Source organism: Chryseobacterium indologenes (assembly GCF_002025665.1).
In the GTDB taxonomy this organism is placed as follows: domain Bacteria; phylum Bacteroidota; class Bacteroidia; order Flavobacteriales; family Weeksellaceae; genus Chryseobacterium; species Chryseobacterium metallicongregator.
Window position 1 is genome coordinate 5,081,138 of record NZ_CP018786.1, and the last position, 26,315, is coordinate 5,107,452.

The following is a 26,315-nucleotide window of genomic DNA, read 5'->3' on the forward strand; positions in this document are numbered from 1 at the left end:
GTTCTAATAAAAAGCTATTTCTTTTTCAAATATTGTGAAACATCTACAAGTTCATATTTAGGACTTCTTTTCAGGAACTCATTAAGAAATGCTGTATGAGTAGCTCCCATAATTATCAGAACCCGGTCATCTTTTGTAACAGGAAGTTGGTTTAAGTTTGAAAATATTCTTAAATTTCTTTTATAAAATTTACTCGCTTCATCCGCTCCTTCAAAATTTCCTTTAGTACTGCTGTACGTTAAAATATCTGCATTAATGTTAATCAAACCTTCTAAAGTCTCTTTTGAATTGAAGAAAATTAATTTTTCTAACGTTGACAAACTCTCCACTTTAGCAAATTTTTTAAAAAGGTTAAGTTTATAATTCTTTGAAGTCATACTGTCTACCGGATCTTTCAACTCATCTGCAATATTATAGTTGTACATTGCTGTTTCTTTATCATCAATTCCATAGATATTTTTTACCCCTGAAACTTTGGCTACTTGATAGGCTAATGCTTCTACTTCTCCCTTATATTTAGTATTATATTTTCCGTCATGTAAAAAGTTAGAATAATCTTTCTTAAGTTCTTCGTTATTATTTGGAATGATTTCCACACAAATCATTGTCGGTTTAAAATCTGCCAACATATTAATTATAGCATCAATCTCAACACTATTTTTATCTGAATCGTATTTTACCTTATTGGCATCAGTAGTATTTCCCATATGGAAAACACCTAAGTTCAAAACTTTAGATTTTTGTCCAAATAGATTAAACCAACCTAATACTATGATTAATAATATAAACTTTCTTATTTTCATAACTTTAAATGATCTTATAACTATAAATATCTACCTAAGCTGTTCAAATATTACTTTCTTCTGGAACTCTAAATCCTCTTGAGAAAGCTTGTTTAATTTTCTTTCGATGTTTTCTACCGCACTAAGCTCAAAAAAATCTTTTACGATCCCAAATTCTGTGTGTAAGTCTCTGGATGATGTATTCACCTCAAAATAAGGAATATCTCCTCTTAACATTTGAGCGATTTCATGTTGCAGAATAAAACGTAAATCAGAACCTTCAGGAATATCTTTAAAAGCAATGGAAAGATAATCTTCAATTCTTTGTGTGTATTTTTTTCTGTCCTTTTGATTGTTAGGTAAATTCATGACATTTAAAATTTTACCATATACATTGGTTGAACGCCATATATACCTCACAGGAAGGTTATTAAATTTTTGAATGGGTGAACTATCAGATAGTAAAAATGCTTTTTCACTTAGAAACAGGTTATAACATTTTTCAAAGCCTGATATAAACTGATCGGAATATTCATCCACGAAAACATTCTTACCATTAAAGGTGGGAATATTATTCTGAATATAATCTACTTTGACAGATTTGTATTCCATTTTCCAGTCTTTAGTAAACTTATTGACTCCTTCCTTTTTGGTCACAAAGGCATGCGTATTTTTCGAATATCCCAAACCACACATCCCTGCCGGAATAAATTTCGCATCATTCCCAAAAGGTAAAAGCGCACAATTAATTACAGTATCCTGTTTATCTATATTTTCTAAATTAAGAGTATCAAACGATTTGAAATTATCTCTTAGATGTTCTGAAATCTGAGGCTGTATCGAAGTTTCATGATCAATCACTACAGGTGTATCGCCATTCGCAATAAGGTTTTCAGCATGAAAATCAGTAGAATTTAAAAGATAAAGAATACATAATAAGTATCCCGCTCTTTCATAATAACTCTTTATTTCATTTTCTGAATTGCATGGTTTTCCCAGTACAAATTCCTGCCAATGATAATCTTTTTTATTGAGTATTTGATATTTGTAATCCCCGAGAGAGAGATAATCATTAATCCAGTCTAGGAACTGAAAAAGAGAATGAGAAATTGATGCATTGGTAGGCTTGAAAACCAATTTATTCCCATTTTCTAAAAAAACCATAGAGGTTGAAAAACCATTATGAAAATCACCTTCTCCTATTTTGATATCCTGAACTGCAATAGATTTGTTTTCAATTAACATATTGTCAAATAGTTCTGCAGAACAATCTTTATATGATTCAATGATCTTGGTGTATTGATTCTGAATTTTATTTTTCTGCAGAGGCAAATACTCATCTAAAACAGGAAATTGACGACGAACGTTTTGCCAGTTATCTTTTATTAAATATTCAAAGAAATCTTCAAAAGTTAATTCATTATTATTTCTAATAAATTCTGGCAGCATCCTTGTGATATTTCTCTCATAAATAGAGCACAGATAAGAAGTCATTCTTTCTTCAACAAAGGTTGGTTCTTTTAAAGTGGAATTGGTCATTTTCTATTAGTTTTTTAATATTTATAACGTTCTTATCTTAAAGACTTTTCTTTTCTATAAATGGATTCAAGGTTATTATCTCTGACAAAATTTTTACCATTTTGATTAAATGCATTTCATTCATCCAGCCCGACACTTAATATATTTAATTGAAAGTCAATCGTTTTAACAGGAAGATATGATTTAAAATAAATAAAAAGAGAATGTGCATTCTCTTTTTATTTATGTATTCAGTTTTTATGAATAATACTATCCTACAGTAGTAGCAGTATCTTCAGTCAAACCGTTTCCAAAGCAGCTTAAGAACTGGCAGCTTCCGATTGGAACTGTTTTACCACCTGCAACCATTCCTAATTCTTCTTCTGATAATTCAAATTCTTCAATATCACCACCAAATAAAGCATATGAAAGATATGATAGGTTGATGTAGTATGTATCATTATCTACTTGATCTACTACTACGATTTTTTTGTTTCCTCCAAGAGTAAAATCTGAATGAAGTTCTTTAATTGCCTCAACAGGGTTGTTTACTAATCTTGCTTTGTAATCTGCATCGTTTAAAGCTTTAAACATTACTTCTCTAACTAGTTCTTTTTTCTCTTCTGAAATTGCTTGATAACTCATAATTTTTGAATTTTTAAATGTTAATTAATTTTTTTGTTTTTATTTATTGTATCTAGATTTATACTATTTCTGCAGATGGTTCTGTTATACTACCACCAAAGCAGCTTAAGAACTGGCAGCTTCCAATTGGAACTGTTTTACCTCCGGCAACCATTCCTAATTCTTCTTCTGATAATTCAAATTCTTCAATATCTCCTCCAAATAAAGCAAATGAAAGATATGATAGGTTGATGTAGTATGTATCATTATCTACTTGATCTACAACAGCGATTTTTTTGTTTCCTCCAAGAGTAAAGTCCGGGTGCAATTCTTTGATTGCCTCAATAGGGTTACTTACTAATCTTGCTTTATAAGCTGCATCATTTAAAGCTTTGAACATAACGTCTCTAACTAGTTCTTTTTTCTCTTCCGAGATGGCTTGATAACTCATAATTTCTAAATTTTTAAGTTTTAATGTTTATTTTATTTTTATATTCTTTATTTCAGGCGCACACTGCTCCAGAGAAGGCTTTTTGAAGCGCCTTCCAGACAACAATTATGACTTATATGGCGGGTGATCTTTTAGTTAGAAACTAAAGAGATATCTTTTAATAATCCCCCTAGAGTTTGTTTCCATGGATAGGAATAAACTGGAGAAAAGGGGTTTAAGGATAGAGATATATTTTGAATCCATGACTTTATCTTTCCATTCATTAATTTGTAATTCATCAAATTTTTGGAATGAGTAAAGGGAAAATTTCATGTCAAAGAATTGTAATATTAATTTTATCTCCGGATTTTTTATTTTTTTTCCTTCAATTCCAGCAAATGCCAATGAAAAAAGCCTTTGTTCGTCTTCATTATTTTTCGTCAAGGTGATGATAGCTTTCACAACGATTGTAACCGTTTGACAAACATTAATCACTTCACTTTCTTTTTCAATGTTAAAATTATGTGTCCAATGACCTACAGGATAGGCAAATTGATCTCCATCAATTAAATATTTTAACATATCATTACACAAACTAAATGCTCTATCTACTTCATTAAATAAAAGATGTGTTTTAATTATATTTTGTATCTGCAGCGTCTTATGGGTGAATAACTCAGGATATTTTCCCAAAAGATAATCATCATTTTGAATGGCTAGATGAGAGTATTGAACTGATTTTTCATAATGATTCAATTTATAATGATAAAGTGCCATTATTGGATAATAACCCATATATAAAATAGCCTTTTCATTCTCATTTAGATCTACTGTCATCATGCATTCGTTAATCGTCATACATGTCTCTTCAGATCTTATATCTTTTTTTTGTAATTCGATAGCAAGGTTAGAGAATAATAAAAATAGTTCATTAGTAATCTCAACATTCTCTGTTCTTACCTCTTGATCAATAAGTTCAGTTAATTTTTCTCTTGTTAATTTTTCCAATTTTAAAAGTGGCATGTCTTCATTTTGAAACATAATTTTGAGAAAACTATTTATTGTTTGCATAGAGTACTTTGAATGCATTGGTCTCTCCAAAGTGTTTCCTAAATTCTGACTAACCATCATACTATTAAAATTACATGTTAAATTATTTTTTTTTAAGTTCTCACTATTATTTATTCTGAGCAGTCATGGATAACAATTCTTTTTGTATGGCTTCTACATTCCATGATATTGCTTTTTATATTTTAATACAATTTTTAAAAGCAGGAAATAAAGAGTCTGTTAAATCTTTCCAAATCATTTGTCCTCCTCCTGCGATTATTTCTAATTGTTCTTCTGTCAGTTCTGTATTCTCTAACTCCGGCTCTGCTGGTATATTCAAATACACTTTAGATTTATCTGTCTGATCAACAACAACCAGCTCTTTTCCCTCAGGCAAAACCACTACTACACCTGTCAGTTTTTCTATTGCTTCTATTGGGTTTGAGAGTAGTTCTTTTCTAAATTCCGCATCCTCCCAAGCTTTAGATATAACTGCCTGTATAATTTGTTCTTTTTTGTCTTCCATAACATTGCCATTTTGTTGATGTAAAGGTAAAATGCTTTCTTTTTATAGATTTGCCAAGTTTTACTTCAAAACTGTCAGTTCTATTTCTTTTCGTTAATTATCTTTTTTTAACATCTGCTCCTGATAATTTCCATTTTTAATAAGGTAAAAGTAGAAAGTATTTTCTCTATAGATTTGCCAAGTTTTACTTCAAAACTGTCAGTTCTATTTCTTTTCGTTAATTATCTTTTTTTAACATCTGCTCCTGATAATTTCCATTTTTAATAAGGTAAAAGTAGAAAGTATTTTCTCTATAGATTTGCCAAGTTTTACTTCAAAACTGTCAGCTCTTTTTCTTTTCCTTCAGTTATCATTTTTAGCATCTGCTCCTGATAACTTCCTTTTTTAATAAGGTAAAAGTAGAAAGTATTTTCTCTATAGATTTGCCAAGTTTTACTTCAAAACTGTCAGCTCTTTTTCTTTTCATTCAGTTATCATTTTCAGCATCTGCTCCTGATAACTTCCTTTTTCAATAAGGTAAAAATAGAAAGTTGTTTCTCTATAGATTTGCCAAGTTTTACTTCAAAACTGTCAGCTCTTTTTCTTTTCTTTCTGTTATCATTTTCAGTATCTGCTCCTGATAACTTCCTTTTTCAATAAAGTAAAGATAGAAAGTTGTTTCTCTATAGATTTGCCAAGTTTTACTTCAAAACTGTCAGCTCTTTTTCTTTTCGTTCAGTTATCACTTTTAGCATCTGCTCCTGATAACTTTCTTTTTCAATAAGGTAAAGGTAGAAAGTTGTTTCTCTATAAATTTGCCAGCTTTTACTTCAAAACTGTCAATGATTACTATCTGTTACATTCTTTCCGAATTGACTTCTACAAAGTACATCTTAAGCTCTCCTTTTCCTTTTGCCTGGATATTTCCGCGGTATTCAAAAACAAAGCAGTCTTCATTTTTAATAAGGTGATAAAGCGATTCGCTTATATTTACTTTTCCTACCATCCCATTACTTTCTATTCTGCTGGCTGTATTGACAGTATCTCCCCACACATCGTACTGAAACTTTTTCACGCCAACAATTCCTGCGACAATAGGTCCTGCATGAATTCCTAATCGCATTTCAAAAGCAGGCTTATTTGTTTGTATGTTTTCAGTTTTTCTTTCCGCCATAAACCCTTGCATTTCAAGTCCGGCTAAAACAATATTCTTCAATGAATTCTGATCAGGCTTCGGAATTCCTCCCGCAGCCATATAGGAATCCCCTATTGTTTTTATTTTTTCAATTTGATATTTTTCAGAGATAAGATCAAAGGCCCTAAAACATACATTTATTTCTTCTACCAAACTCTGAGGAGACATTTTTTCTGCCGTTTGTGTAAAAGATTTAAAATCTGTAAACAGAATGGATACCAAATTAAAATCTCTGGCATTTACGCTTCCTTTTTGTTTTAGCTCTTCAGCAATCTCTTCCGGAAGAATATTCAGCAAAAGCTCTTCTGAACGATCTTTCTCTACTCTCAGAGCTTCTCTGGATTTTCTTACAAAATTGAGCCTGTTCCATAAACCACCGGCTACAACAAGGATAAAGCATAAAGAAACAATGACAATATTCCTTTGTTTTTCTTGTTCTTGTACCTCTTCCTTATGTTTTATCTGAATGGTATGTTCTCTCTTTACATAGGCGATACTATCCGTTAACTGCTGTTTCTGAAACTCCATATTCATCATCCTGTTGGAAGTTTCTTTAGAGTTTAAACTATCTTCAAAAATATTTGATTTTTCATAATAGCTAAGAGCTCTCTTATCATCGTTCAGTTTTTTATAAGACTGGTACAGACAGTCGCAAGCATCTTTTTTTAAGCTGAGAGATCCAATTTTTTGAGCAATAGCAAATCCCTTATTACATAGCTTTACCGCTTCATTATTTTTTCCTTGCTCTATATAAATATTACCGATAGCAATTTGAGAATCACCTATATATTGCTGGCTGTTCATTTCTTTTGCCAGTTGTAATGTATTATTGAAATATGCCAGAGCGTTAGAATAGTCCAGCTTTTTATAAAATAAAGTTCCTAGATTATTAAGTACTTCTATTTTAATCTGCTTATCATTTTGTTCGTTCGCAATACTAAGGGCTTTATTTAGGTTTTTATAAGCAAGATCAAAATCTTTCATCCTAACCTGAATAGATCCGGTTGAATTTAAGTTCTGAGCAATAGCCTTTACATCATTCACTTTTTTATAGACATCATATGCTCTTTTATAATATTTCAAAGCGCTGGTATAATCTTCAAGCTTAGAATAAATACCACCTATATTTTGAGTGGTTATTGCTATTGTCTTCGGATCTTTAATTTCCTTCTGTAGCTCCAATACTTTCTGGTAGCAGCTTAGGGCCTGAGGCAGTTTACCTAAGTAATAATAAGTTCCGCCCATGTTATTGGTAACTGAAGATATTCCTAATTTATATCCGGATTTCTTATATTCAGAGATACTTTTTTCAAAATATGAAAGAGACTGAACATAATTTCCCTGAAGAGAGTAGGAAATCGCCAAATAGCTGTAACAATCTCCCGCTTTTTTAAAGTCTTTATTTTCGTAGTAACTCTCCAGACTCTTATTAAAGTATATTACAGATTCCGCAAAATTCCCTGATTCCTGTTTCTTTATACCAATATTCAAAAGACTGTCTGCTTTGTTTTTAGTGATTGTAGATTGATTCTCTTTTTTAACATGGGTCTGAGAAAAAGCTCTAGGGTGATTTCCGATAAATAAAAAACAAAAAAACAATATGTATTTATAATTTATCATAGCGAAAAGGATTTATAGCATTGGTATAAATTAAGTATAGGGTATATCAAATGAATCTCAGACAACGTTTTAGGTTCATTAAAAAATCGTATATAATTCTTGAAAAACATGAATTATACACGATTTATAGAACCTTTACAATCTACCCTCCACCAAAAATACTGCCATCAGAATTAACTGGTTTAATGTAGATGGGTGGGTCTCCTTCATTAGCACCGCCAGATATGATATCCAACTGTTCCTCGTCTAGTTCCATATCTTCCATATTCGGCTCTGCCGGAATATTTACAAAAATGGTAGAAGAGTCTGTTTGATCCACAAACGCAAGATTCTTTCCTGCGGGCAAATTAATAGGACTTCCCAAAAAATTCTCCATAGTAGCTACCGGATTCTGGATTAAACTGTTTTTAAATACAGGATCTTTCCATGCTTTTTTTACAACAGACTGTAAAATTTCCTCGTCTTTGATTAAATTCATAATTTTTTTTTTATTGTTAAACGGTATCTGTTCTAATATGGCATGGTAAATTTATTTTGTTTTAGACTGACAGAACTGACAAAAAAGCCGACAAAAAAAAAGAAGAAAATGAGGAAATATTCTTTCTGAAAATATTGAAATAGAAATTCAACGGAAATAAAAAAGCCCTCCGTAATACATTACAGAGGGCTTTGTACCCCAGACGGGACTTGAACCCGTACGTCCTTGCGGACACAGGATTTTAAGTCCTGCGTGTCTACCAGTTCCACCACCAGGGCATGGTGTGGGCAAAAAAAAAGATTCGAACCAGAGGTTCCAACCTTTTTAACGACTCTAAAAGAGAACTTTTAGAATAGTGCGGATGAAGGGACTCGAACCCCCACGCCTCACAGCACCAGATCCTAAGTCTGGCGTGGCTACCAATTACACCACATCCGCTGGTTTTGTTGATCTGAATATTCAGATTCAACCTGATTTCTTACAAATATAAGATTTTTATTTAAAGAACACTCTCTATTAAAACAAAAAACCCTCCGTAAGATATTACAGAGGGTCTTGTACCCCAGACGGGACTTGAACCCGTACGTCCTTGCGGACACAGGATTTTAAGTCCTGCGTGTCTACCAGTTCCACCACCAGGGCATGGTGTGGAGCGAAAAACGGGATTCGAACCCGCGACCCCAACCTTGGCAAGGTTGTGCTCTACCAGCTGAGCTATTTTCGCATAGTGCGGATGAAGGGACTCGAACCCCCACGCCTCACGGCACCAGATCCTAAGTCTGGCGTGGCTACCAATTACACCACATCCGCTGGTTTTTTATATTGTAAGTTTTAAAGAGCTTGCTTCGTTTTTGTGAGTGCAAATATAGGACAATTTCCTTTACTACCAAACTTTTCAGGAAAAAAAAATAAAATTTCCATATTTTTTTTTCACGGCTTCTTTTATTACATTTCATTTTCTTACTTTTACATCGTTAATATTTACGATATGGAATTACAAGGAACGGTAAAGAAACTTTTTGATGCTCAAACATTTGCGAGCGGGTTTCAAAAAAGAGAAATGGTTATTTTGACCCAGGAACAGTATCCACAGCCGATAAACATAGAATTTTTATCTGATAAAATCAGTTTATTAGATAACCTTAAAGAAGGAGAAAACGTAAAAGTAGGAATCAACATCAGAGGGAGAGAATGGGTTTCTCCTCAAGGTGAAACTAAATACTTCAACTCTATTACAGGGTGGAGAGTAGAGAAAGTTTTTGATAATGCTTCAGAACCTACTCAGGCTATGCCTCAGCAATCTGCATCTCCAGTTTCTAATGAGAATCCGTTTGCCGGAGACGACGATGATGATTTACCTTTCTAATTAAAGAATAAAGATCAAATATAAATCCTGCTTTTTGAAGTGGGATTTTTTTCTAAACATGGTCCGATTAGACGAAAACGAGATTTCATTCCCCGACCCAGAGCTGTATGATGGCCATGAGGGAGTAATTGCTTTTGGGGGCGATTTGTCCGTAGAACGTATTTGGTTTGCTTATCAGCTGGGCATTTTTCCATGGTACAATCCCGGAGAGGAAATCCTTTGGTGGTGTCCTGATCCAAGGTTTGTTCTTGTTCCTGAAGATTTAAAGGTTTCAAAATCTATGAGAAAGGTACTCAACAGAAATGTTTTTACTTTTTCTGAGAATAAAAACTTCAGAGAGGTAATCAGGAATTGCCAGCAGGCTACCCGAAAAGGACAGTCAGGCACATGGCTCTCTGATGAATTGATGGAGTCTTTTGTTCAACTCCATGAATATGGCTTAGCCAAAAGCATTGAAGTGTGGCAGGATGAAGAACTTGTAGGTGGTTTTTACGGATTGCAGATTGGAAATGTATTCTGCGGAGAAAGTATGTTTGCTAAGGTAAGTAATGCTTCAAAAGCAGGATTTATCAACTTTGTAGAAAGTAACAAGGACAATATTGAATTAATTGACTGTCAATCACATACTGAACATCTGGAGAGTCTGGGAGCAAAAATGATTACCAAAAAAGAATTTCTAAAAATCTTACACGAAAATAATGAACGCAGATAAAGAAAAGTGGGTTCTTCTGGTTATCCTGAGCATTATCTGGGGATCATCCTTTATTTTAATCAAAAAATCGCTGGAACATTTCAATCCGTTTCAGGTTGGATCTTTAAGGGTTCTTATTGCCGGTATTATTCTGCTTCCGGTTGCTATTTCCAATTACAAGCTTTTCCCTAAAAAACATTTGAAATGGTTAATTCTGGCTGCTTTTACCGGGAATTTCATTCCGATGTTTCTGTTTCCGATCGCTGAAACCGAAATAAGCAGCAGCATTGCAGGGATTATCAACTCTATGATGCCTATTTTTGTCATTATTGTTGGAGCTTTGGTATGGAAGTTCGAAACAACAAAAAAACAAATTGTGGGCACGTTAATAAGCTTCACAGGAGTCTGTATTCTGGCATTTGGTGGTGGAGACAGTGGAGAATTTAAAATGATCCCAATTCTGTTGCTTTTATTGGCTACTTTATGTTACGCAATGAGCACAACGACCGTGAAGTCTAAGCTGATGGAGGTATCTTCTACCGTTTTATCTGCTTTTGTTTTCTCATTTGTTTTATTACTGCCTTCCATTATTGCCTTAACAGGTACAGGATTCTTTTCAGAATTCAGTTTTTCAAAGGATAATCTGATGGGACTTATGTTTGTCAGCCTTTTATCTGTTTTCGGAACCGGATTGGCAATGATGATGAATTATCGTTTATTGAAAGTTTCCTCTCCTCTTTTTGCTTCAACGGTTACTTTGGTAATGCCAATCGTTGCAATTATCTGGGGAATTATTGATGGTGAAAAACTCTCTTATTTACAATTTATAGGAGCTGGAATTATTATTGCCGGACTCATATTTTTAAGAACAAATCCAAAAAAATAAAATCATATTATAAATTAAATTATATTTGGATGATTTAACTTATAACTATGAAAAAAATTCTACTTTTGGGGGCTATAGCCTTATCTACACTTTCTTGCTCCAGCTCTGATGACACCCCTTTCGACAACAGTGATCCGTCTAATCAAAGCGTAATTCTTCCCACGAAGATGACTATGGACGGTATTGTAATGAAAGTCAATTACAACGGAACTAAAATCATCAGTATGATTAACAGCATTAATCATGGACAAAGAGTGGAGTTCTCCTATACCGAAGATTATGTTTCCGGTATTAAACATTACGAAAATAATGTTCTTGAAAGCGCTGTAGAATATGGATATTCTAATGGGCGCATGGCTTCAGCTATTATAAAGGAATATTCCACTACCGGAACTGTACAGAATACGGTTACATTTACTTATAACTATACCAGTAATACGGAAATCAATGTAAAAAGACAGACGAACTCAGGAACTGCCGGTTCTTCTACGATCAACAGTGTATTTACCTATAACAATGGAAATATGGTAAGTAACGTAGGATCAGGAACAGGAATCGTCAATGGAAATACAGTTAATTACACGGAAAAAGAGACTTATACCTATACTGATAAGAACTATTCTTTCAAAAATGTCAAAGGTTTTGACAAAATTATATTTAACGGAAATGAAAGCAGCGATGGGATAAGCATGTTATTTTCGAATATTAAGAATAGCTTAAGCACTTATAAAGGAGAGTTTACCAATACGACTGCCGGAGGTGGAACAGCAACCGGAACAACATCTCACAAATATACAACCACTTTTAATACTGCTGGTTATCCTTCTGAAGAAAGCAGACAGTCTCTTGATATGAACGGAAATGCAAACACCAGCGCTCCGGATAAATTTTTCTACGAATACAATTATCAATAAAAAAAACCTGCATTTCTGCAGGTTTTCTGTTATCTGTTAGAGAAATTTAGTTCTTTTTCTTCACTTTGCTGGCTTTGACCTTTTTCACTTCGTCTTTAATGAAAGGATATTTTTTTTGCATATCCTTAGCTAAAGAAGGATCAAGTTCCAATGCTTTCTGAAGAGATTCCATTCCTTTATCCTGGTCTTTCAGATTGTAAAAACAATTGCTCAGCTGATAAAACAACTCTGCTCTGTAATGTTTTTTTATCGCTCTGTCTAATACGGTTACTGCATCTTCATACTCTCCTACCAACATTAAAACTTCTGAATAGGCATACCAGTTGTAGAACCTTGAGGGCTCTGCATCCACCAGTTTTTTAAGACAGGAAAGACTTTCTTCAAACTTCCCTGAATCAATGAACAAAAATGCCAATCTCTTCTGATAGTCAAGATTATTTTCATTCAGCTGGGTAGCTTCTTTGGCAAAATGCAATGCTTCAGACATTCCTCCCATTTCTTCATAAAGATAAGACTGCTCCATCATTGCAAGATAAAACTGAGGGTCTTCTCTCAATGATTTCTGAAATGAGTTTAAAGCTAAAATAGGCTGTTTTAAAGCCTTGTTGCATAATCCGATCTTATAAAAAGTAAATGCTTTTGTATATTCCAGCTCCAACATTTCTTCATAAGTTTCGATGGCCTTCTGGTATTGTCCCAAAGCTTCATAACAAGCTGCTTTATTGGCATATACTCCTACAGAGTTTGAATTGATTGCCAATAAATAATCGTAGCCTCTTATCGCTTCATCATAATTTTTTCTGTTGAAGTAGAATTGTCCGTATTCAAACCATGCGGTTTCAGAATAAGGGAATTCATCTAAATATTCATTAAGAAAGGCAATAGCCTCCTCACTCTTATTCAGGTCACTGAAGCACACCATACAGTTTTCCAACGAATATTCATCCGTAGGATCTTCCTTCAGTGCTTTTCTGTAATGTTTAAGAGCGTTAAAAGGATCTCCGAGATTCACATATTCATCCGCAATAAAGTTGTGGAGAAAGTTTTCTTCTTCCTCTAATGTTAAAGCTTTTTTGCAGATTTCAATGGATTTTCTGGGATTTCCTAAGTTCGAATAATACTTGGCGTAACAAACCAAAAAGTCTGTATGCTCCATAGAAGCGCCTTTCAGTTCGTCAATAAGTTCTCTCGCCGTATTATACTCTTCCCACTCCAGAAGGATTTCAAGTCTTTTGATCTTAATATCCAACGAATTAGGGTGAAGCTTGAGTCCGTAATTAACAGCCATGTCAGCGTAATTAAAATCACCAAGCTCCAAATAATAAACAATAATGTCTTCTAGCTCTTCGGTATCGAAGTAGAATTCGTCATTGTTTTCCATCATTTCCTCGAACTTTTTTACAAGTTCATTTCCAAAATACTCTTCCAATAGTGTCCTCTTTGTCGGCCCAACGCTTGAATTTGCTTACAAACCTCGGCAAACGTTTAGTTAATAATACATCTGAAACTGATATTCAAATATTTATGCAAAGTTGCAACTTTTTTTTGAATATTCCATTTCATAAATTTCTATTATAAAAATAGTAAAAAAAGAAAACCGATAAAAGGATTGTGGATAAAAAAACGGAAATTGGGGTTAAATTCTTATGACAAGGCGTTTTCCACTTTCTATCTCAGCGTTCCATATCGTTTCGATATTTTTTATATCCACTTCTTGTGTTTCCATTTTAATTTTTCCTTCAACTGCTGCCTGAAACATTTCAGGGATAATTTCTGAAAACAGAAGAGCTGATTCTTCTTTTGTCCAGCTTCCCAACCCTGATCCTGAAATCTGAATATCAGTTCCTCGGAGGATCTGTGAAGACAGCTGAATGGTATCACCGCTCATTCCTCCTATAGTTACCAGCTTTGTTTGATGAGAAAAGGTTCCGTCTCCTTTGAAAGCAGACAAGATCATTTCTACAGAATGTCCCCAGATATAATCTATGATAATATCTATCGGAGTTTCCTGATGAATTTCTTTTATTTTTTGCTTAAAATCTTGATCGCTCAGTGTTAGAGAAACTACTTCATCAGCGCCAAGCTCAAGTAAAGCCTGCAGGGACTCTTCATTTCTTCCGGTAACAATAATCTTCTCTGCTCCATATAATCTGGCGATCTGAACAGCAATTCTGCCTGTAATTCCTGTTGCTCCGTTGATCAGAACGGTATTGCCCTGCTGAATTCCGGCCTTGAACTTTAATGCCATTGCAGAGCCCATAACAGCGTTGGGTAATGCGGCTGCCAGAGAAAAATCCAGTTCTTCAGGAATTGGTATAATCATTTTTTGATCAGCAACAGCTTTTTCAGCTACTGTTCCTTTTTTACTGAAAAAATAGACTTTATTTCCGTTTTCAAGATACCCTGCTCCGTCTGTTCCGATAACCGTTGGTTGATGTTCCTGGTTTTCAGTCGAATAATGATTTCCTCCAGCTCTGGCTCTGTCGAGGTTTTTAATTGAGGCGGCTTTTACTGAAATCAAAATTTCATTTTCCTGCACTTTCGGCTCTTGGAAATCTGCATATTGAGGTATGCTTCCTTTTTCAAATACTATGGCTGCTTTCATTCTTTTAATTTTTATACAAAATTAGGAGGGTAGAAGGCCGTGAAGCGATAACATTTGTTATCAGTTTGGGGAAAGGGAACTGGAGTGGGAGGCTGGGAGTTTATAAAGCCGGTAATAGAGTTAACAAACGCAGCGATCACTAGGAAACATGATATTGTTATTATTCTTTGCGAACGTTGCGTTTAATATGAGAATTTATGCAGTTTCTTTTTAAACTTCCGGCTTACATCTTCCAGCCTCTTAAAGTCCTTCTTTCAATATTTTGCTTTTGATCCTGCTGAGATGTACAGTAGTAATACCAAGATAGGAAGCGATGTAATGCTGGGGAACTCTTTTAATAATTTCGGGCTTTTGTTTAACCAGATTCAGATATCGCTGCTGCGGGGTGTCTTTAATGAATGAAAAGAAGTGTTTCATATAGTCGAATACCCTTTCAAAAAGAGCATCCATAAAAAGATTTCTGAGTTCGGAGTTTTCGTAGACTTCTTTCAGGAAGGCATCCACATCAGGTTTATTGATTTTGTATAAAATACAGGGTTCTATAGTCTCAAACGAAACCATACTTGGAAGCCCCTTTTTAAAGCTTTCAAGGGAAGAAAACATTGTATTTTCAAGAAAAAACTGGAAGGTAACGTCTTTCCCGTCATTATTATACCAGGCTCTAACGATGCCTTTTTCAATATAGAAAGCATTATAGGAAACCTCACCTTCTTTTAAAAGCAAAGTTTTGGCAGAGACTTCCATACGCTGGAAACTGCACAGAAATTTTCTCCATTTTTCTTTGGGAAAGGGAAACCTGTTTTTAATATGTTCAAACATTTCTGGGATAAAAAAAGAACGGACTGTTTGTCCGTTCTTCCTGTATTTTTAGATTAAACTCTTGATTTTAGCAATGATATCATCTCCTAACTGATCTGCCTCTTCCTGAGATTTAGCTTCAGTATAAATTCTGATGATTGGCTCTGTATTGGATTTTCTAAGGTGAACCCAATTGTTTTCAAAGTCTATTTTAACACCATCTACTGTAGAAACTTCTTCATTCTGATATTCCTGCTCCATTTTGCTTAAGATAGCGTCTACATCAATCTCCGGTGTAAGCTCTATTTTCTTTTTACCCATGAAATAGCTTGGATATCCGGCTCTTAATTCAGAAACGGTCTTGTTTTCTTTAGCTAAATGTGTTAAAAACAATGCAACTCCTACTAAAGAATCTCTTCCGTAATGTAATTCAGGATAGATAATTCCTCCGTTTCCTTCTCCTCCGATGACAGCATTTTTCTCTTTCATCAAAGTAACTACGTTTACTTCTCCTACAGCGCTTGCAAAGTATTCTGAATTGTGAGTCTGTGCTACATCTCTCAAGGCACGGCTTGAAGAAAGATTGGAAATTGCTACTCCATTCTGGTGTTTTAGCAGGTAATCAGCAACAGCTACCAGTGTATATTCCTCCCCGAACATTTCTCCTTTTTCATCAATAAGGGCTAATCTGTCTACATCCGGATCTACTACAACTCCTAAGTCAGCATTTTCTTTTTTCACCAGGTCACAGATATCTCCCAAATGTTCTTTCAAAGGTTCAGGATTGTGTGGGAAATGTCCTGTAGGTTCACAATATAGTTTGATGGTTTCACAACCTAATTTATCTAAAAGCATTGGGATAGCAATTCCTCCTGTAGAGTTTACAGCATCAAGAACTACTTTAAAATTCTTCGCTTTGATTGCTTCTACATCTACCATTGGTAAATCCAGGATCTGCTGAATATGGATATCAAAAGCATCGTCTCTTGTTTCATATTTTCCAAGGTCATCTACTTCTGCATAATTGAAATCTTCACTTTCTGCCAAAGCCAATACTTCAGCACCATTTTCACCTGTGATGAATTCTCCTTTTTCGTTTAAGAGTTTAAGGGCATTCCATTGTTTTGGATTATGAGAAGCAGTAAGAATAATTCCTCCGTCTGCATTCAGCTCAGGAACCATTACCTCAACGGTAGGGGTTGTAGAAAGCCCAAGGTCAACTACATTAATTCCCAATCCCTGCAATGTAGCCGTTACTAAAGAAGAAACCATCTCACCAGAAATTCTGGCGTCTCTTCCGATAATTAGGGTAAGATCTTTTTTGTTTTTATTATTTTGAAGCCAAGTTCCGAATGCAGATGCAAATTTTACTACATCCAGTGGTGTTAAGTTATCATTTACTTTTCCACCAATGGTTCCGCGAATTCCGGAAATAGATTTTATTAATGACATGATGTTTTTACTTTTATTTTGTTCTTTCTAAATTTTCCAACACAAAGATACTTAAAAGACCCTTCAACTTATAGAACGGGAATCTTTTTTTGAATTTTATCATAGGTATTTTTCACAACTTTCGGAGGAGCAAAACGATACCCAATATATAACAGTCCATAGAGATTATTATTTTCTACAGTCTGATTGTTTTTCTGATCATAGGCATAGGTTTTAAAATTCATTTTTCCTCCGAATAAAAACCGGTCCGTATTATAACCTATATGAAGCCCGCCCTGCATTCTTATGGTAGCATACTGGGCATTTTCTTTTGATCCTCCGTTCTCAAAGTCTCTGTAACTGGAGAATTTCCCTCCAATTCCGAGGGCCAGGTAAGGGGAAATATTGACATTTTTCCCAATAACCCAATTATAGAAATATCCCATATTCCCTCCGATATTATATTGTGTTTCTTTGCTTTTTACTCCGTCAATTGTATTTCTGAAAATGGTAAGGTCATAATCCAAAAAAGGTACCCAGCTTCCACTACTTTTATATTGCCATTCGCCTTGGGTATAGATACTTCGTGCTGAAAAATTTTTATTGAGAACATAAGACGTAGATCCACCAAAAGTCTGCACTCTTAAATCCGGAAACTGGATGTAGGGGTCTCTTCCTTCCTGCCATTCGGGGGACAGATCTTTCATGTTTTCCACATAAAAGCCTTTTACATTTTTATAATAGACATTCTGAATGAATCTTCCAGGAAAAAATCTGAAACTTAAATCGGTATAAGAACTTTTCCCTTTCATTACATCATCATTATTTCCATCTAAAAATCGGGGAGCAAATGATATTGTTGCACTTATTATTCTATAATCTATGGAAAAGGAAGTTTTCGTTTTGTTGTTGATGGACAGAATTGTCTCGTTGGTGTTCTTCCCCTCTCCTTCTGAAAAAACATAGCTTTCGATGTTGGTATCAAGATTCACACGAATCATCACCTGGTCTGCATAAGACTTGGTATTTGCGGTATCTGACTGTGCTTTTACCTGAAGAGCTGATAAAGAAAATAATACGAATAATCCTGCCTTTAAAAAATTCAAATCGAATAATTTACATTAGAAAAATGAAATTACTACATTTTTTTCAATTATCCGATAAACCCAATATTAAGAACAGCCGCAATCTTTATCGCAGTTGGTTCTTTTGGAGCTGAATTTCTTTGGCGCGAAATTCTTTTTGAGTACTTTAAATAAAGAGTAACAGGCAAATGTTACAATTAAGGCAATAAGTACGTACTGAATAATTAATGATGAGTCCATTACTTTAGAATCTGATATACTATCATCGACACAAAATATGCCAAACCTGTCATCATGACTACCTGAAAGCCGGTCCATTTCCAGCTTTTGGTTTCTCTGTAGACTACTGCAAGTGTAGAAACACACTGCATTGCAAATGCGTAGAAAAGAAGAACCGAAATTCCGGTTGCAAAACTGAAGACTTTTTCTCCGTTGGGTTTTACGTCTCTTCTCATTTTATCAATTACTTTCACTTCGGGAGCATCATCTTCCAAACTGTAAAGGGTAGACATTGTTCCTACAAAAACTTCTCTTGCTACGAAACTGGTAAGAATTCCTACTCCCATTTTCCAGTCGTAACCCAGCGGAGCAATTACAGGTTCTATTCCTTTACCCATTTTAGCAAGGTAAGAATGGTCTAAGTGAACATCTGTAGCCACAAATTCGTTTGTTTTCTGGCTTGGCCCGAAATAGCTTAAAAACCAGATGATGATACTTACGATGAAAATTATTTTTCCGGCTCCGGTAATGAAGTCCCATACTTTCCCCAAAACCATTTTAAAGTCATATCCGAAAAGTGGTTTTTTATAGGCTGGAAGATCCATTACGAGATACGTTTTTCCTTTACTTTTAATAAATCTTTTAAGTATTGCTGCAGAGAATAAAGCGACTAAGAAGCCAAGGAGATACATTCCCATCAAGACCAGTGCTTTATATTTGATTCCTAGAAATGTCCCTTCTGAAATAATCAGTCCGATAATGATACTGTAAACCGGAAGTCTCGCAGAACATGTCATAAATGGTGTTACCAATATGGTAAGCAATCTTTCTTTTACATTCTCAATATTTCTTGTGGAAATCACCGCCGGGATAGCACAGGCAGTTCCTGATACAAGGGGAACGATACTTTTTCCATTAAGCCCGAAAGGACGAAGCAATCTGTCCATCAGGAATACCACTCTTGCCATATATCCTGAATCTTCTAATAAATAAAGGAAATACAACAGAATTCCGATCTGTGGTGCAAACACCACAATTCCTCCAATTCCCGGAACAATTCCGTTTGAAATCAATGAATTAATTGGTCCTTCCGGAAGATGTTCGTTGGAGAATGCTGCCAGCCATGAGAAGGTCTCTTCGATCCAGTTCATAGGGTATTCCGCAAGAAAGAAAACACTTTGGAATATTACTAATAAGATCGCTAAAAAGACTACATAACCCCAGAATTTATGAACTAAAACTTTATCCAATTTTTCCGTTAATAATTCTTTGAACTGAGCTTTTTTAGAAATGACATCAGCCAATATTTTGTCTACTTTCTGATATCTTCTTACGGTTTCCTGAACCTGAAGTCTTTTCGGCACTAAACTTTTAGAATCAGATTCATTGAGTTGTTCCATTACTGAGCCAATTCTTCCAAAATCTGTTCCCAGTGAGAGGCTCATCCATGCTTTATATTCATTGTCGAAACCTTTATGTGCTGCCAGTTTCTGAATAAAATCCCTGTGCTCATTAGGGGTTTCAAAAGAAAGGGTATTTGTTTTTACAAATTCGTTGTTGTAAACAGCTTCTCTTACTGCATCAATCCCGATTTGTTCTTTGGCATTGGTTTGAATAATTTTAATGCCTAGTGCTTCGGAAAATTTTTGAATATCAATAGTAATTCCTCTTCTTTCTGCCTGGTCAATCTGATTGACAATCAGAATCATTGGGATTCCGAGATCCTGAATCTGCTGAAACAACAGCAATCCTCTTTTTAAGCTTAATGCTTCAAGAATATAAACAACTCCTGCGTAGTTTTTCTGCTCATCAATAAGGTATTTGGAAAAAATAGCCTCATCTTCTGAGCTGGGATATACGCTGTAAGAACCTGGAAGGTCAATAACCTCAACATCCTGATCTTTATAGGTATAGTTTCCCGAATGACTTGCTACGGTAACGCCGGCATAGTTTCCAGTCTTTTGCTTTTTGTTGCAAAGCGTATTAAAAACTGTTGACTTTCCTACATTAGGATTTCCGACTAAAAGTATCTGTTTTTTCTTGTTTTCCTGCATTAATTCAATTCTTCAACAATGATGTAATCTCCTTCTTCCTCACGAAGAGCAATCCGGCTTTTTTCTGCTCCAAACTCCACATACATAGGCCCATTGAATGGTGCCTGATACAAAATTCTGAAAGAGGTTTCCGGAAGAAGCCCCATTTCAATGATTTTATTGGGCATTTTCAGATTGTCATTATCATACCCCAATATCTTCCCCATTTTGTTTTTAGGGAATCCACTTAATTTATGTAATCCTTTCTCTTTCAAAGCCTAATTTTTAGTCCTGCAAATATACGCTATTTAAATTTAATCTAAATAACGTTTTGGGATAAAAGAAATCAACCCAAACACATTGCTGTATCTGGGTTGATTCAAAATATAATTTAGTTGATATGAATGCTTATTTTTTCTTCTTGTCAGAAGCCTGTTCTTTTTCTATGGGATTATCATTGGATCCGAAGAAATCTTTCACCTGCTTTTCCAGTCTTTTCATGAAATCTCCAACTGTCCCATCTGTTCCCGGCATGGGTCTGCTCATATTTTCTGCGGTCATGTAAGGACGAGACTCTGCGAATGGATCTGCTTTGTATCCTTCGTAAGACTTCAGGAATTTTTCTTTGGATGTAGGTGTTATAGTATTGCTCATCATTCCCATCTTAGCATTGATCTTATCGGCATATGATAGTTCATCATAGTTTTCGATCTTTTTATTCCCGCTCAATTGCCAAGAATAGTTTTTATCTGCGTCTTCTATTTTTACAATCAGACCAGGAAGTCCTTTAAATTTATAAGGGCCATCCTGAAAAGGAATTTCAGAACTAAACCAAGCTGTCCACTTTCTTCCTCCAAATTCCGTGGTTGCTTTCTGAGCATTGTATGCGCCTACTTTTTCTTTATCAGGTAAAATACTCCATTGTAATTTCGGTTCGTCCTCGTATGAGAATAGGTTTCTACTGATTCTATCTACATACTGAACCTTCATGTCCGGATAGCTTTTGATAATTTTATAAGAGAATTTTGGCCACTTTATAAATTTGGTCATATCCTTGAAAGACTTCGTTTTCTCCATTTCTTCTATCTGAACTTTAATGATAGAATCCTGAGCCGGCATTGTATAATCCTGATAGATTGATTTCTTTGGGGTAATATCAAGAATAGTAATGATCTTATCCATTCTTGCCGAATCTTTCTTCGGCTTAAAAGTCAGTTCATAAAAGAAACGGTTTGCTGTTTCTTTAGATTCCTGAGCTCCTGCAAATGCAAAAAGAGCAATAAGAAATACGGAGAATAACTTTTTCATTGTAGCAAGTTTTATATAATTAGTAATCACTTGTCTTCTTTTGTTACAGTTTTTCTGAAATTTTATTTTTCGGTAAAAAATATTCACCGTTTCAACTCTTTACTAATTAAAAAATTATGATTCTCTTAAAACAGTTTCATTTTTAAAACGCTTACCTTTAAGTTTCTAAAAAACAAAATATTATGGATACCTTATCTCAATTAAAATCTGAACTGGAGGGAGAGTTCCAAACCACAAAAAAATTTATTGAACTATTCCCTGAAGGAAAAAACGATTATGCTCCGCATGAAAAAAGTATGAAAATGATGCCACTTGCCACTCATCTTGTAGAAGTTTTTGAATGGCCGAATACCATTTTAAACACTTCTGAACTTGATTTTGGAAAAGGAGATTACAAACCTACTGTGCTTTCTACAAAAGAAGACCTTCTGAAAAAGCTGGAAGAAGATTATCAGGCTGGCAAAAAAGCATTGGAAAATAGTACAGAAGACGATCTGAACCCCAGCTGGACGATTAAAAATGACGGCCATGAACTGGCAAGCTGGAGCAAATACGGAGCAATACGCCATGCTTTAAACCAGATCACACATCACAGGGCTCAACTGGGTGTTTATTACAGACTGAACAATATTCCTTTGCCGGGAAGCTATGGGCCTTCAGCAGACCAGCAAAGCTTTTAAATTCAATATATCTCAATAAAAAAACCAATCCGGATGGATTGGTTTTTATTTTATTTAAAGTTGAATTTTACACTTAGCATCACCTGGCTTGGGCGGAGTTGCATACTCGTTTGTGTGATATTCGTATTATCAATATCGATTCTTTCAAATACTCTCTTATTCGCTATATTCATCCATTTTAGCTCAAAATCAATTTTCTTTTTAGCCCATGAGAACTGATATGAAACGTCGTAGAAACCATTATTATATTTTATATCCGCAGACTTTGAATTGATCTGATCCCAATAAAATCCTATGGTATGGTTTTCTAATGGATAGAAAAATACGTTAAGATTGTGGCTGTATCCTTCTGACTTTCCTTTATTATCTGTAAGGAAAATATTGGATGTCTTGTTCCATGTTTTAGATGCGTTAAAATCTACACTCATCCATGAGAAATAAGTATTATTAAATTTAATTCCTAGAGTATTTCCATTCGTTTTATTATCTATGTTATCAGTATTTCTGATGGATTGAGATTTGGAAATGGTATTGTTATAACTCAATGATGCATTGGTTTTAAATTTTGGAAAATATTTTCCTATTTCTGCATAATAGGTATTGCTGGTCCTTTTATTTTCTCTCTCTAAATATTCGGTTACTCTGAAACCTGATTCATTAACGGTACTTGAAGCAATAAGATTATTTTTTGCATCACTTATTCTATATCCAACGTTAAAGAAAAGGTTATTTAATGGATTTCTGTACTCCAATCTTGTTCCTGCATTTTTAGTAGTAGTCTGAGGGATCGGGTTTTTAGGATTCATCACATTAAATCCTCCCGGGCTTGTGAGAATATATCCTGCGTAAGCTGTCTGAATATCTCCGAAATTGTTATTAATCCCTCCATTCACACTCGCTTTGAAGAACGAAGCAAATGAATATTGAGCAAAAACATTAGGAGTAAATGTTACTTTACTTAAAGATTTTGAAACATTTCTAAATGCATCTTCAGCTTTAATATTATTGAAGTTTACAGGGAAGCTTGAAAATAAACTCCATGACTCAGATTTATAGTTGATTCCTACGGAAGCTGATGGATTAACTCTCGTAAATTTCAGATCATTTTCATAAGCTAAATTTGCAAAATCCGGTTTATTATCTACTGTACTTCCATCAAAATTTGTTGTCAGGTTATCAGTTGAAAAATCAAATCCTGCCTGTGGTGTGAATGTCCATCCTTTTGAAGAGAAACTGATATTTGCAGAATGTGATGTATCTAAAGATTTAATCCTGAAATATTGTAAAGCGGTACTGCCTGGTGTGAATTTTATGGTTGTCAAATCAGTGCTTCCAGGTTCTTTATATGGAAACTGTAAATAATTGGCAGGAGAAATTTCTAAAATCTGTTTATCATTCTGATAACTAAGATAGGATTTGAAATTTACCATTTTTTCTTTCCAAGGAATAATTGTACTTAAAGAGTTTTGGAAAGATGTTGTAGGTGATTCTAAAGCTTCATTTCCTATCCTGTAACCTTGTTTATCATTTCTTTCTGCGAAAGCTCTGTCTGCATTCCAGAATTGAGAAAATGTAGTTGTATTCTTAAAAAATCCCTTTTTGGCATTTTTTGTAAAGATCAATTCACCTTTCAGTTTGTCTGTATAAAAATTGTTTAAGAATCTGGTCGTGTATTGTGTTCCTTGCTGGATATCTCTGGTAACACTATTTGATTCTCTTTCTACTGCATTATTGGTATAGTTGGCATTGGCCTTAAGTTCCCATTCTTTTTTCTTATCAATATTAGTGAGATAATTGGCTGACAAATAATGAACACTGTTCATCAAATATCTTTTTACCGGTAGATCAGGCACAGATGCATTCTCTACACTTAACCAATTATTTTGCGAGATATTACTTCTTCTTCCTTCCCATGAACTTCCAAATGCCAGAATATTCCCTTCATTTTCCACCTGCTCGCCCATGTTATTGGTTTTATAATTGACTACCCATTGGCTTTTCTGTCCGAAAAACATGGGAGTCAGTTTTACATTCCAAAGCCATGAATCACCGAAGCCGGTTCCTACTTCTCCTCTCCCGGTCATGGTAACAGAATTTTTCAGTTTGATATTGATGGCTGCCTGATCTGAAGGTACTTTGTCCTGAAGGATTTTTACCGGCTGGTGGTTCTCCAGAACTTCTACTTTCTGTACAGCATCTTTAGGAAGTGAGTTGTTGATGGTTCCATAGCCACCTTCCATCAGGTCTTTTCCGTTTACATAGAATTTATTGATGGCATTTCCCTGGTATAAAATCGTTCCGTCTTTGTTGACCTCAATTCCTGGAATCTTTTTCATTACATCCGCAAGTGTTCTGTCGTTTTTATTATTGAATGCTTTAAGATCATAAGATATGGTATCTCCTCTTGCGGTAATCATCTTGGTTTTCAACTGTACTTCCTTAATTTCTGTGGCTTCAGACTGCATTTTAAAGTTCAGTGTCTGATCGCTGTTATTGATTTGCTTTGTAAGAGGTTTTTGATTGAAAGCTTTCACTTTTAGATCTACGTTAGATTCGGCAGAGGTAAAAGTTACTTTATATTCACCTTTGGAATTTGTAATGGCATAAGCAAGAATAGCATCTTTACCAGGTTCCTCTATGGTTACGCTGGCACTTGGTATTGCAACCCCGTCATCATCAGTAATTTTTCCTGAAACCGTTTTCTGCGCGAAAGTAAGCACAGTAAAGAAAAGCATCAGAAATAAAGAAATATTTTTTTTCATACTTATTATTTGCTCAATTAGTTAATCATTGTCGTTTTTTGTTACACTTTTTATAAAGATGAATTTTATCATCAAAGGTTAAATCATTATCACTACAAGCATAGTTATAATTTTTAAGCTTTTTATTCTTTTAAAAAAAGAAGTTTTTCTTAAACAAAGTGATAAACAATTTACCCATTTGTTTTCAAATATTTATTATATCATAAGATCATGTTTGGCATAAAAAATTTGCAAAAGAAGAGAGCCATTTATTTTTATGATTTATGCAACATTATCAGGATATATTTTGTCTTCTTGTAGTATATAATGAACAATTTTAAAAGGAAGCATAGAAATTAATATTCTTACGTATTCTAAATAGGAAAATCTGATTTGAATCATAGATTAAAAAAAAATTAAACGCTATCTCATAAATATATATTTAATAATTTTGTAACATAAAATTTATAAAATGGGAATAATTTTAAAGCCTATAGATGTTGTAGATGACATTTCGAAAGAAGAATTCTACGAAAGATATCTGAAGCCAAGAAGGCCCGTTGTCATCAAGAATATGGCAAAAAAATGGCCTGCTTACCAAAAATGGACGATGGAATATATGAAGGAGGTTGTAGGAGATGTAGAGGTCCCGCTATATGACAGCTCAAAGGCAGATCCTTCTGCTCCCATCAATGCATCAGCAGCAAAAATGAAGTTTGGAGATTATATAGATCTTATCCAGCGAGAGCCTACTGATCTTAGAATTTTCCTATTCGACCCCATAAAATATGCTCCTAAACTTTTGGAAGATTATATTTCTCCTAAAGAATTAATGGGAGGCTTCCTTGATAAATACCCGAATATGTTCTTTGGAGGAAAAGGCTCTGTTACCTTCCTGCACTTCGATATTGATATGGCTCATATTTTCCATACCCATTTCAACGGAAGAAAACATATTCTTCTTTTTGATTATAAATGGCGAGAAAGACTTTATCAGATACCTTATGCAACCTATGCCCTGGAAGATTATGATATCGAAAATCCGGATTTCACAAAATTCCCGGCGCTGGATGGTGTAGAAGGCATTGAATGCTATCTTGAGCATGGTGATACTTTATTTATGCCTACCGGATGGTGGCACTGGATGAAATACCTGGACGGAAGTTTCTCAATTTCCTTAAGAGCATGGGACAAATCATGGGCAGTAAAAGCACATTCTCTGTGGAATCTTACTGTACAGCGCAAATTTGACGACATTATGAAGTCGAACTTCAAAAAGAGCTACATGGACTGGAAAGAGAAGATGGCAGTTAAAAGAGCAGAAATGGCCTTGAAAAGAGGCTTACCAAGATAATA

Annotated in this window: 23 protein-coding genes and 5 tRNA genes; 6 read left to right on the forward strand and 22 right to left on the reverse strand. The window is 34.6% G+C overall.

Annotated features, from left to right (window positions below):
• Window positions 1-14 precede the first annotated feature (14 nt).
• From BUE84_RS22910 to BUE84_RS22970, 13 genes are all read right to left on the reverse strand, one after another.
• Window positions 15-803, reverse strand: a complete 789-nt coding sequence (locus BUE84_RS22910) for a DUF5694 domain-containing protein (protein WP_185117004.1) — start codon at window positions 801-803, stop codon at window positions 15-17.
• A gap of 30 nt (window positions 804-833) precedes the next feature.
• Entirely contained in the window at window positions 834-2,321 is a 1,488-nt protein-coding gene (lanM, locus tag BUE84_RS22915) for a type 2 lanthipeptide synthetase LanM (protein ID WP_079243640.1), read from the reverse strand.
• A 249-nt stretch (window positions 2,322-2,570) separates the two neighbouring features.
• Window positions 2,571-2,945: a hypothetical protein gene (locus tag BUE84_RS22920; RefSeq protein ID WP_079243641.1), complete on the reverse strand. Its 375-nt coding sequence runs from the start codon at window positions 2,943-2,945 to the stop codon at window positions 2,571-2,573.
• Window positions 2,946-3,003: 58 nt separating this feature from the next.
• A complete protein-coding gene (locus BUE84_RS22925) occupies window positions 3,004-3,375 on the reverse strand; it encodes a hypothetical protein (RefSeq protein ID WP_047426365.1) in 372 nt (123 codons plus the stop codon).
• 135 nt (window positions 3,376-3,510) lie between these two features.
• Window positions 3,511-4,395 carry a hypothetical protein gene (locus tag BUE84_RS22930; protein WP_238594316.1) on the reverse strand — a complete coding sequence of 295 codons (885 nt, stop codon included), beginning with the start codon at window positions 4,393-4,395 and terminating at the stop codon, window positions 3,511-3,513.
• A gap of 205 nt (window positions 4,396-4,600) precedes the next feature.
• Window positions 4,601-4,930: an NHLP leader peptide family RiPP precursor gene (locus BUE84_RS22935; protein WP_079243643.1), complete on the reverse strand. Its 330-nt coding sequence runs from the start codon at window positions 4,928-4,930 to the stop codon at window positions 4,601-4,603.
• Window positions 4,931-5,765: 835 nt separating this feature from the next.
• The gene (locus BUE84_RS22940; RefSeq protein WP_079243644.1) at window positions 5,766-7,724 is read right to left on the reverse strand and encodes an adenylate/guanylate cyclase domain-containing protein; all 1,959 of its coding nucleotides are present in this window, start codon (window positions 7,722-7,724) and stop codon (window positions 5,766-5,768) included.
• A 142-nt stretch (window positions 7,725-7,866) separates the two neighbouring features.
• Complete coding sequence (locus BUE84_RS22945; RefSeq protein ID WP_079243645.1) at window positions 7,867-8,202, reverse strand: NHLP leader peptide family RiPP precursor; 336 nt, start codon at window positions 8,200-8,202, stop codon at window positions 7,867-7,869.
• A gap of 194 nt (window positions 8,203-8,396) precedes the next feature.
• Window positions 8,397-8,480 (reverse strand) — tRNA-Leu (locus BUE84_RS22950).
• A gap of 78 nt (window positions 8,481-8,558) precedes the next feature.
• Window positions 8,559-8,640, reverse strand: a tRNA-Leu gene (locus BUE84_RS22955).
• Between the two features lie 120 nt (window positions 8,641-8,760).
• Window positions 8,761-8,844, reverse strand: a tRNA-Leu gene (locus BUE84_RS22960).
• A gap of 6 nt (window positions 8,845-8,850) precedes the next feature.
• Window positions 8,851-8,926 (reverse strand) — tRNA-Gly (locus tag BUE84_RS22965).
• 4 nt (window positions 8,927-8,930) lie between these two features.
• A tRNA-Leu gene (locus tag BUE84_RS22970) sits at window positions 8,931-9,012 on the reverse strand.
• A gap of 178 nt (window positions 9,013-9,190) precedes the next feature.
• Between BUE84_RS22970 and BUE84_RS22975 the strand changes: the two genes are divergently transcribed.
• From BUE84_RS22975 to BUE84_RS22990, 4 genes are read left to right on the forward strand one after another with little or no spacing between them, the layout of a single operon-like run.
• Window positions 9,191-9,568 carry a DUF3127 domain-containing protein gene (locus tag BUE84_RS22975; protein WP_041461994.1) on the forward strand — a complete coding sequence of 126 codons (378 nt, stop codon included), beginning with the start codon at window positions 9,191-9,193 and terminating at the stop codon, window positions 9,566-9,568.
• A gap of 58 nt (window positions 9,569-9,626) precedes the next feature.
• Entirely contained in the window at window positions 9,627-10,280 is a 654-nt protein-coding gene (aat, locus tag BUE84_RS22980) for a leucyl/phenylalanyl-tRNA--protein transferase (protein WP_079243646.1), read from the forward strand.
• The gene (locus BUE84_RS22985) at window positions 10,267-11,145 is read left to right on the forward strand and encodes a DMT family transporter (protein ID WP_079243647.1); all 879 of its coding nucleotides are present in this window, start codon (window positions 10,267-10,269) and stop codon (window positions 11,143-11,145) included. Before aat ends, BUE84_RS22985 begins: the two co-directional genes overlap by 14 nt.
• 47 nt (window positions 11,146-11,192) lie before the next feature.
• Window positions 11,193-12,059 carry a hypothetical protein gene (locus tag BUE84_RS22990; protein WP_079243648.1) on the forward strand — a complete coding sequence of 289 codons (867 nt, stop codon included), beginning with the start codon at window positions 11,193-11,195 and terminating at the stop codon, window positions 12,057-12,059.
• Window positions 12,060-12,105: 46 nt separating this feature from the next.
• On the opposite strand, the gene BUE84_RS22995 is transcribed toward BUE84_RS22990, so the two are convergent.
• The 8 genes from BUE84_RS22995 to BUE84_RS23030 all read right to left on the reverse strand — a co-directional run bounded on the left by BUE84_RS22995 (window position 12,106) and on the right by BUE84_RS23030 (window position 21,538).
• A complete protein-coding gene (locus tag BUE84_RS22995; protein WP_079243649.1) occupies window positions 12,106-13,488 on the reverse strand; it encodes a tetratricopeptide repeat protein in 1,383 nt (460 codons plus the stop codon).
• A 207-nt stretch (window positions 13,489-13,695) separates the two neighbouring features.
• On the reverse strand, window positions 13,696-14,664 hold the full coding sequence (locus BUE84_RS23000) for a zinc-binding alcohol dehydrogenase family protein (RefSeq protein WP_079243650.1): 969 nt from the start codon (window positions 14,662-14,664) through the stop codon (window positions 13,696-13,698).
• A gap of 240 nt (window positions 14,665-14,904) precedes the next feature.
• Window positions 14,905-15,483 carry a Crp/Fnr family transcriptional regulator gene (locus tag BUE84_RS23005; RefSeq protein WP_079243651.1) on the reverse strand — a complete coding sequence of 193 codons (579 nt, stop codon included), beginning with the start codon at window positions 15,481-15,483 and terminating at the stop codon, window positions 14,905-14,907.
• Between the two features lie 48 nt (window positions 15,484-15,531).
• Window positions 15,532-16,914 carry a phosphoglucosamine mutase gene (gene glmM, locus BUE84_RS23010; protein WP_079243652.1) on the reverse strand — a complete coding sequence of 461 codons (1,383 nt, stop codon included), beginning with the start codon at window positions 16,912-16,914 and terminating at the stop codon, window positions 15,532-15,534.
• 68 nt (window positions 16,915-16,982) lie between these two features.
• The gene (locus BUE84_RS23015) at window positions 16,983-17,999 is read right to left on the reverse strand and encodes a DUF4421 family protein (protein ID WP_079243653.1); all 1,017 of its coding nucleotides are present in this window, start codon (window positions 17,997-17,999) and stop codon (window positions 16,983-16,985) included.
• A 218-nt stretch (window positions 18,000-18,217) separates the two neighbouring features.
• On the reverse strand, window positions 18,218-20,251 hold the full coding sequence (feoB, locus tag BUE84_RS23020; RefSeq protein WP_079243654.1) for a ferrous iron transport protein B: 2,034 nt from the start codon (window positions 20,249-20,251) through the stop codon (window positions 18,218-18,220).
• Entirely contained in the window at window positions 20,251-20,457 is a 207-nt protein-coding gene (locus tag BUE84_RS23025) for a FeoA family protein (protein WP_238594433.1), read from the reverse strand. The genes feoB and BUE84_RS23025 overlap by 1 nt, the downstream gene beginning before the upstream one ends.
• 181 nt (window positions 20,458-20,638) lie before the next feature.
• Window positions 20,639-21,538, reverse strand: a complete 900-nt coding sequence (locus tag BUE84_RS23030; RefSeq protein ID WP_079244024.1) for a GLPGLI family protein — start codon at window positions 21,536-21,538, stop codon at window positions 20,639-20,641.
• A gap of 182 nt (window positions 21,539-21,720) precedes the next feature.
• Here BUE84_RS23030 and BUE84_RS23035 point away from each other — a divergent pair, with 182 nt between their 5' ends.
• A complete protein-coding gene (locus tag BUE84_RS23035; protein ID WP_079243656.1) occupies window positions 21,721-22,218 on the forward strand; it encodes a DinB family protein in 498 nt (165 codons plus the stop codon).
• A gap of 50 nt (window positions 22,219-22,268) precedes the next feature.
• Here BUE84_RS23035 and BUE84_RS23040 read toward each other — a convergent pair whose 3' ends face one another.
• On the reverse strand, window positions 22,269-24,980 hold the full coding sequence (locus tag BUE84_RS23040; RefSeq protein WP_079243657.1) for a TonB-dependent receptor: 2,712 nt from the start codon (window positions 24,978-24,980) through the stop codon (window positions 22,269-22,271).
• 451 nt (window positions 24,981-25,431) lie between these two features.
• Here BUE84_RS23040 and BUE84_RS23045 point away from each other — a divergent pair, with 451 nt between their 5' ends.
• Entirely contained in the window at window positions 25,432-26,313 is an 882-nt protein-coding gene (locus BUE84_RS23045) for a cupin-like domain-containing protein (protein ID WP_079243658.1), read from the forward strand.
• The last annotated feature ends 2 nt before the right edge of the window (window positions 26,314-26,315 follow it).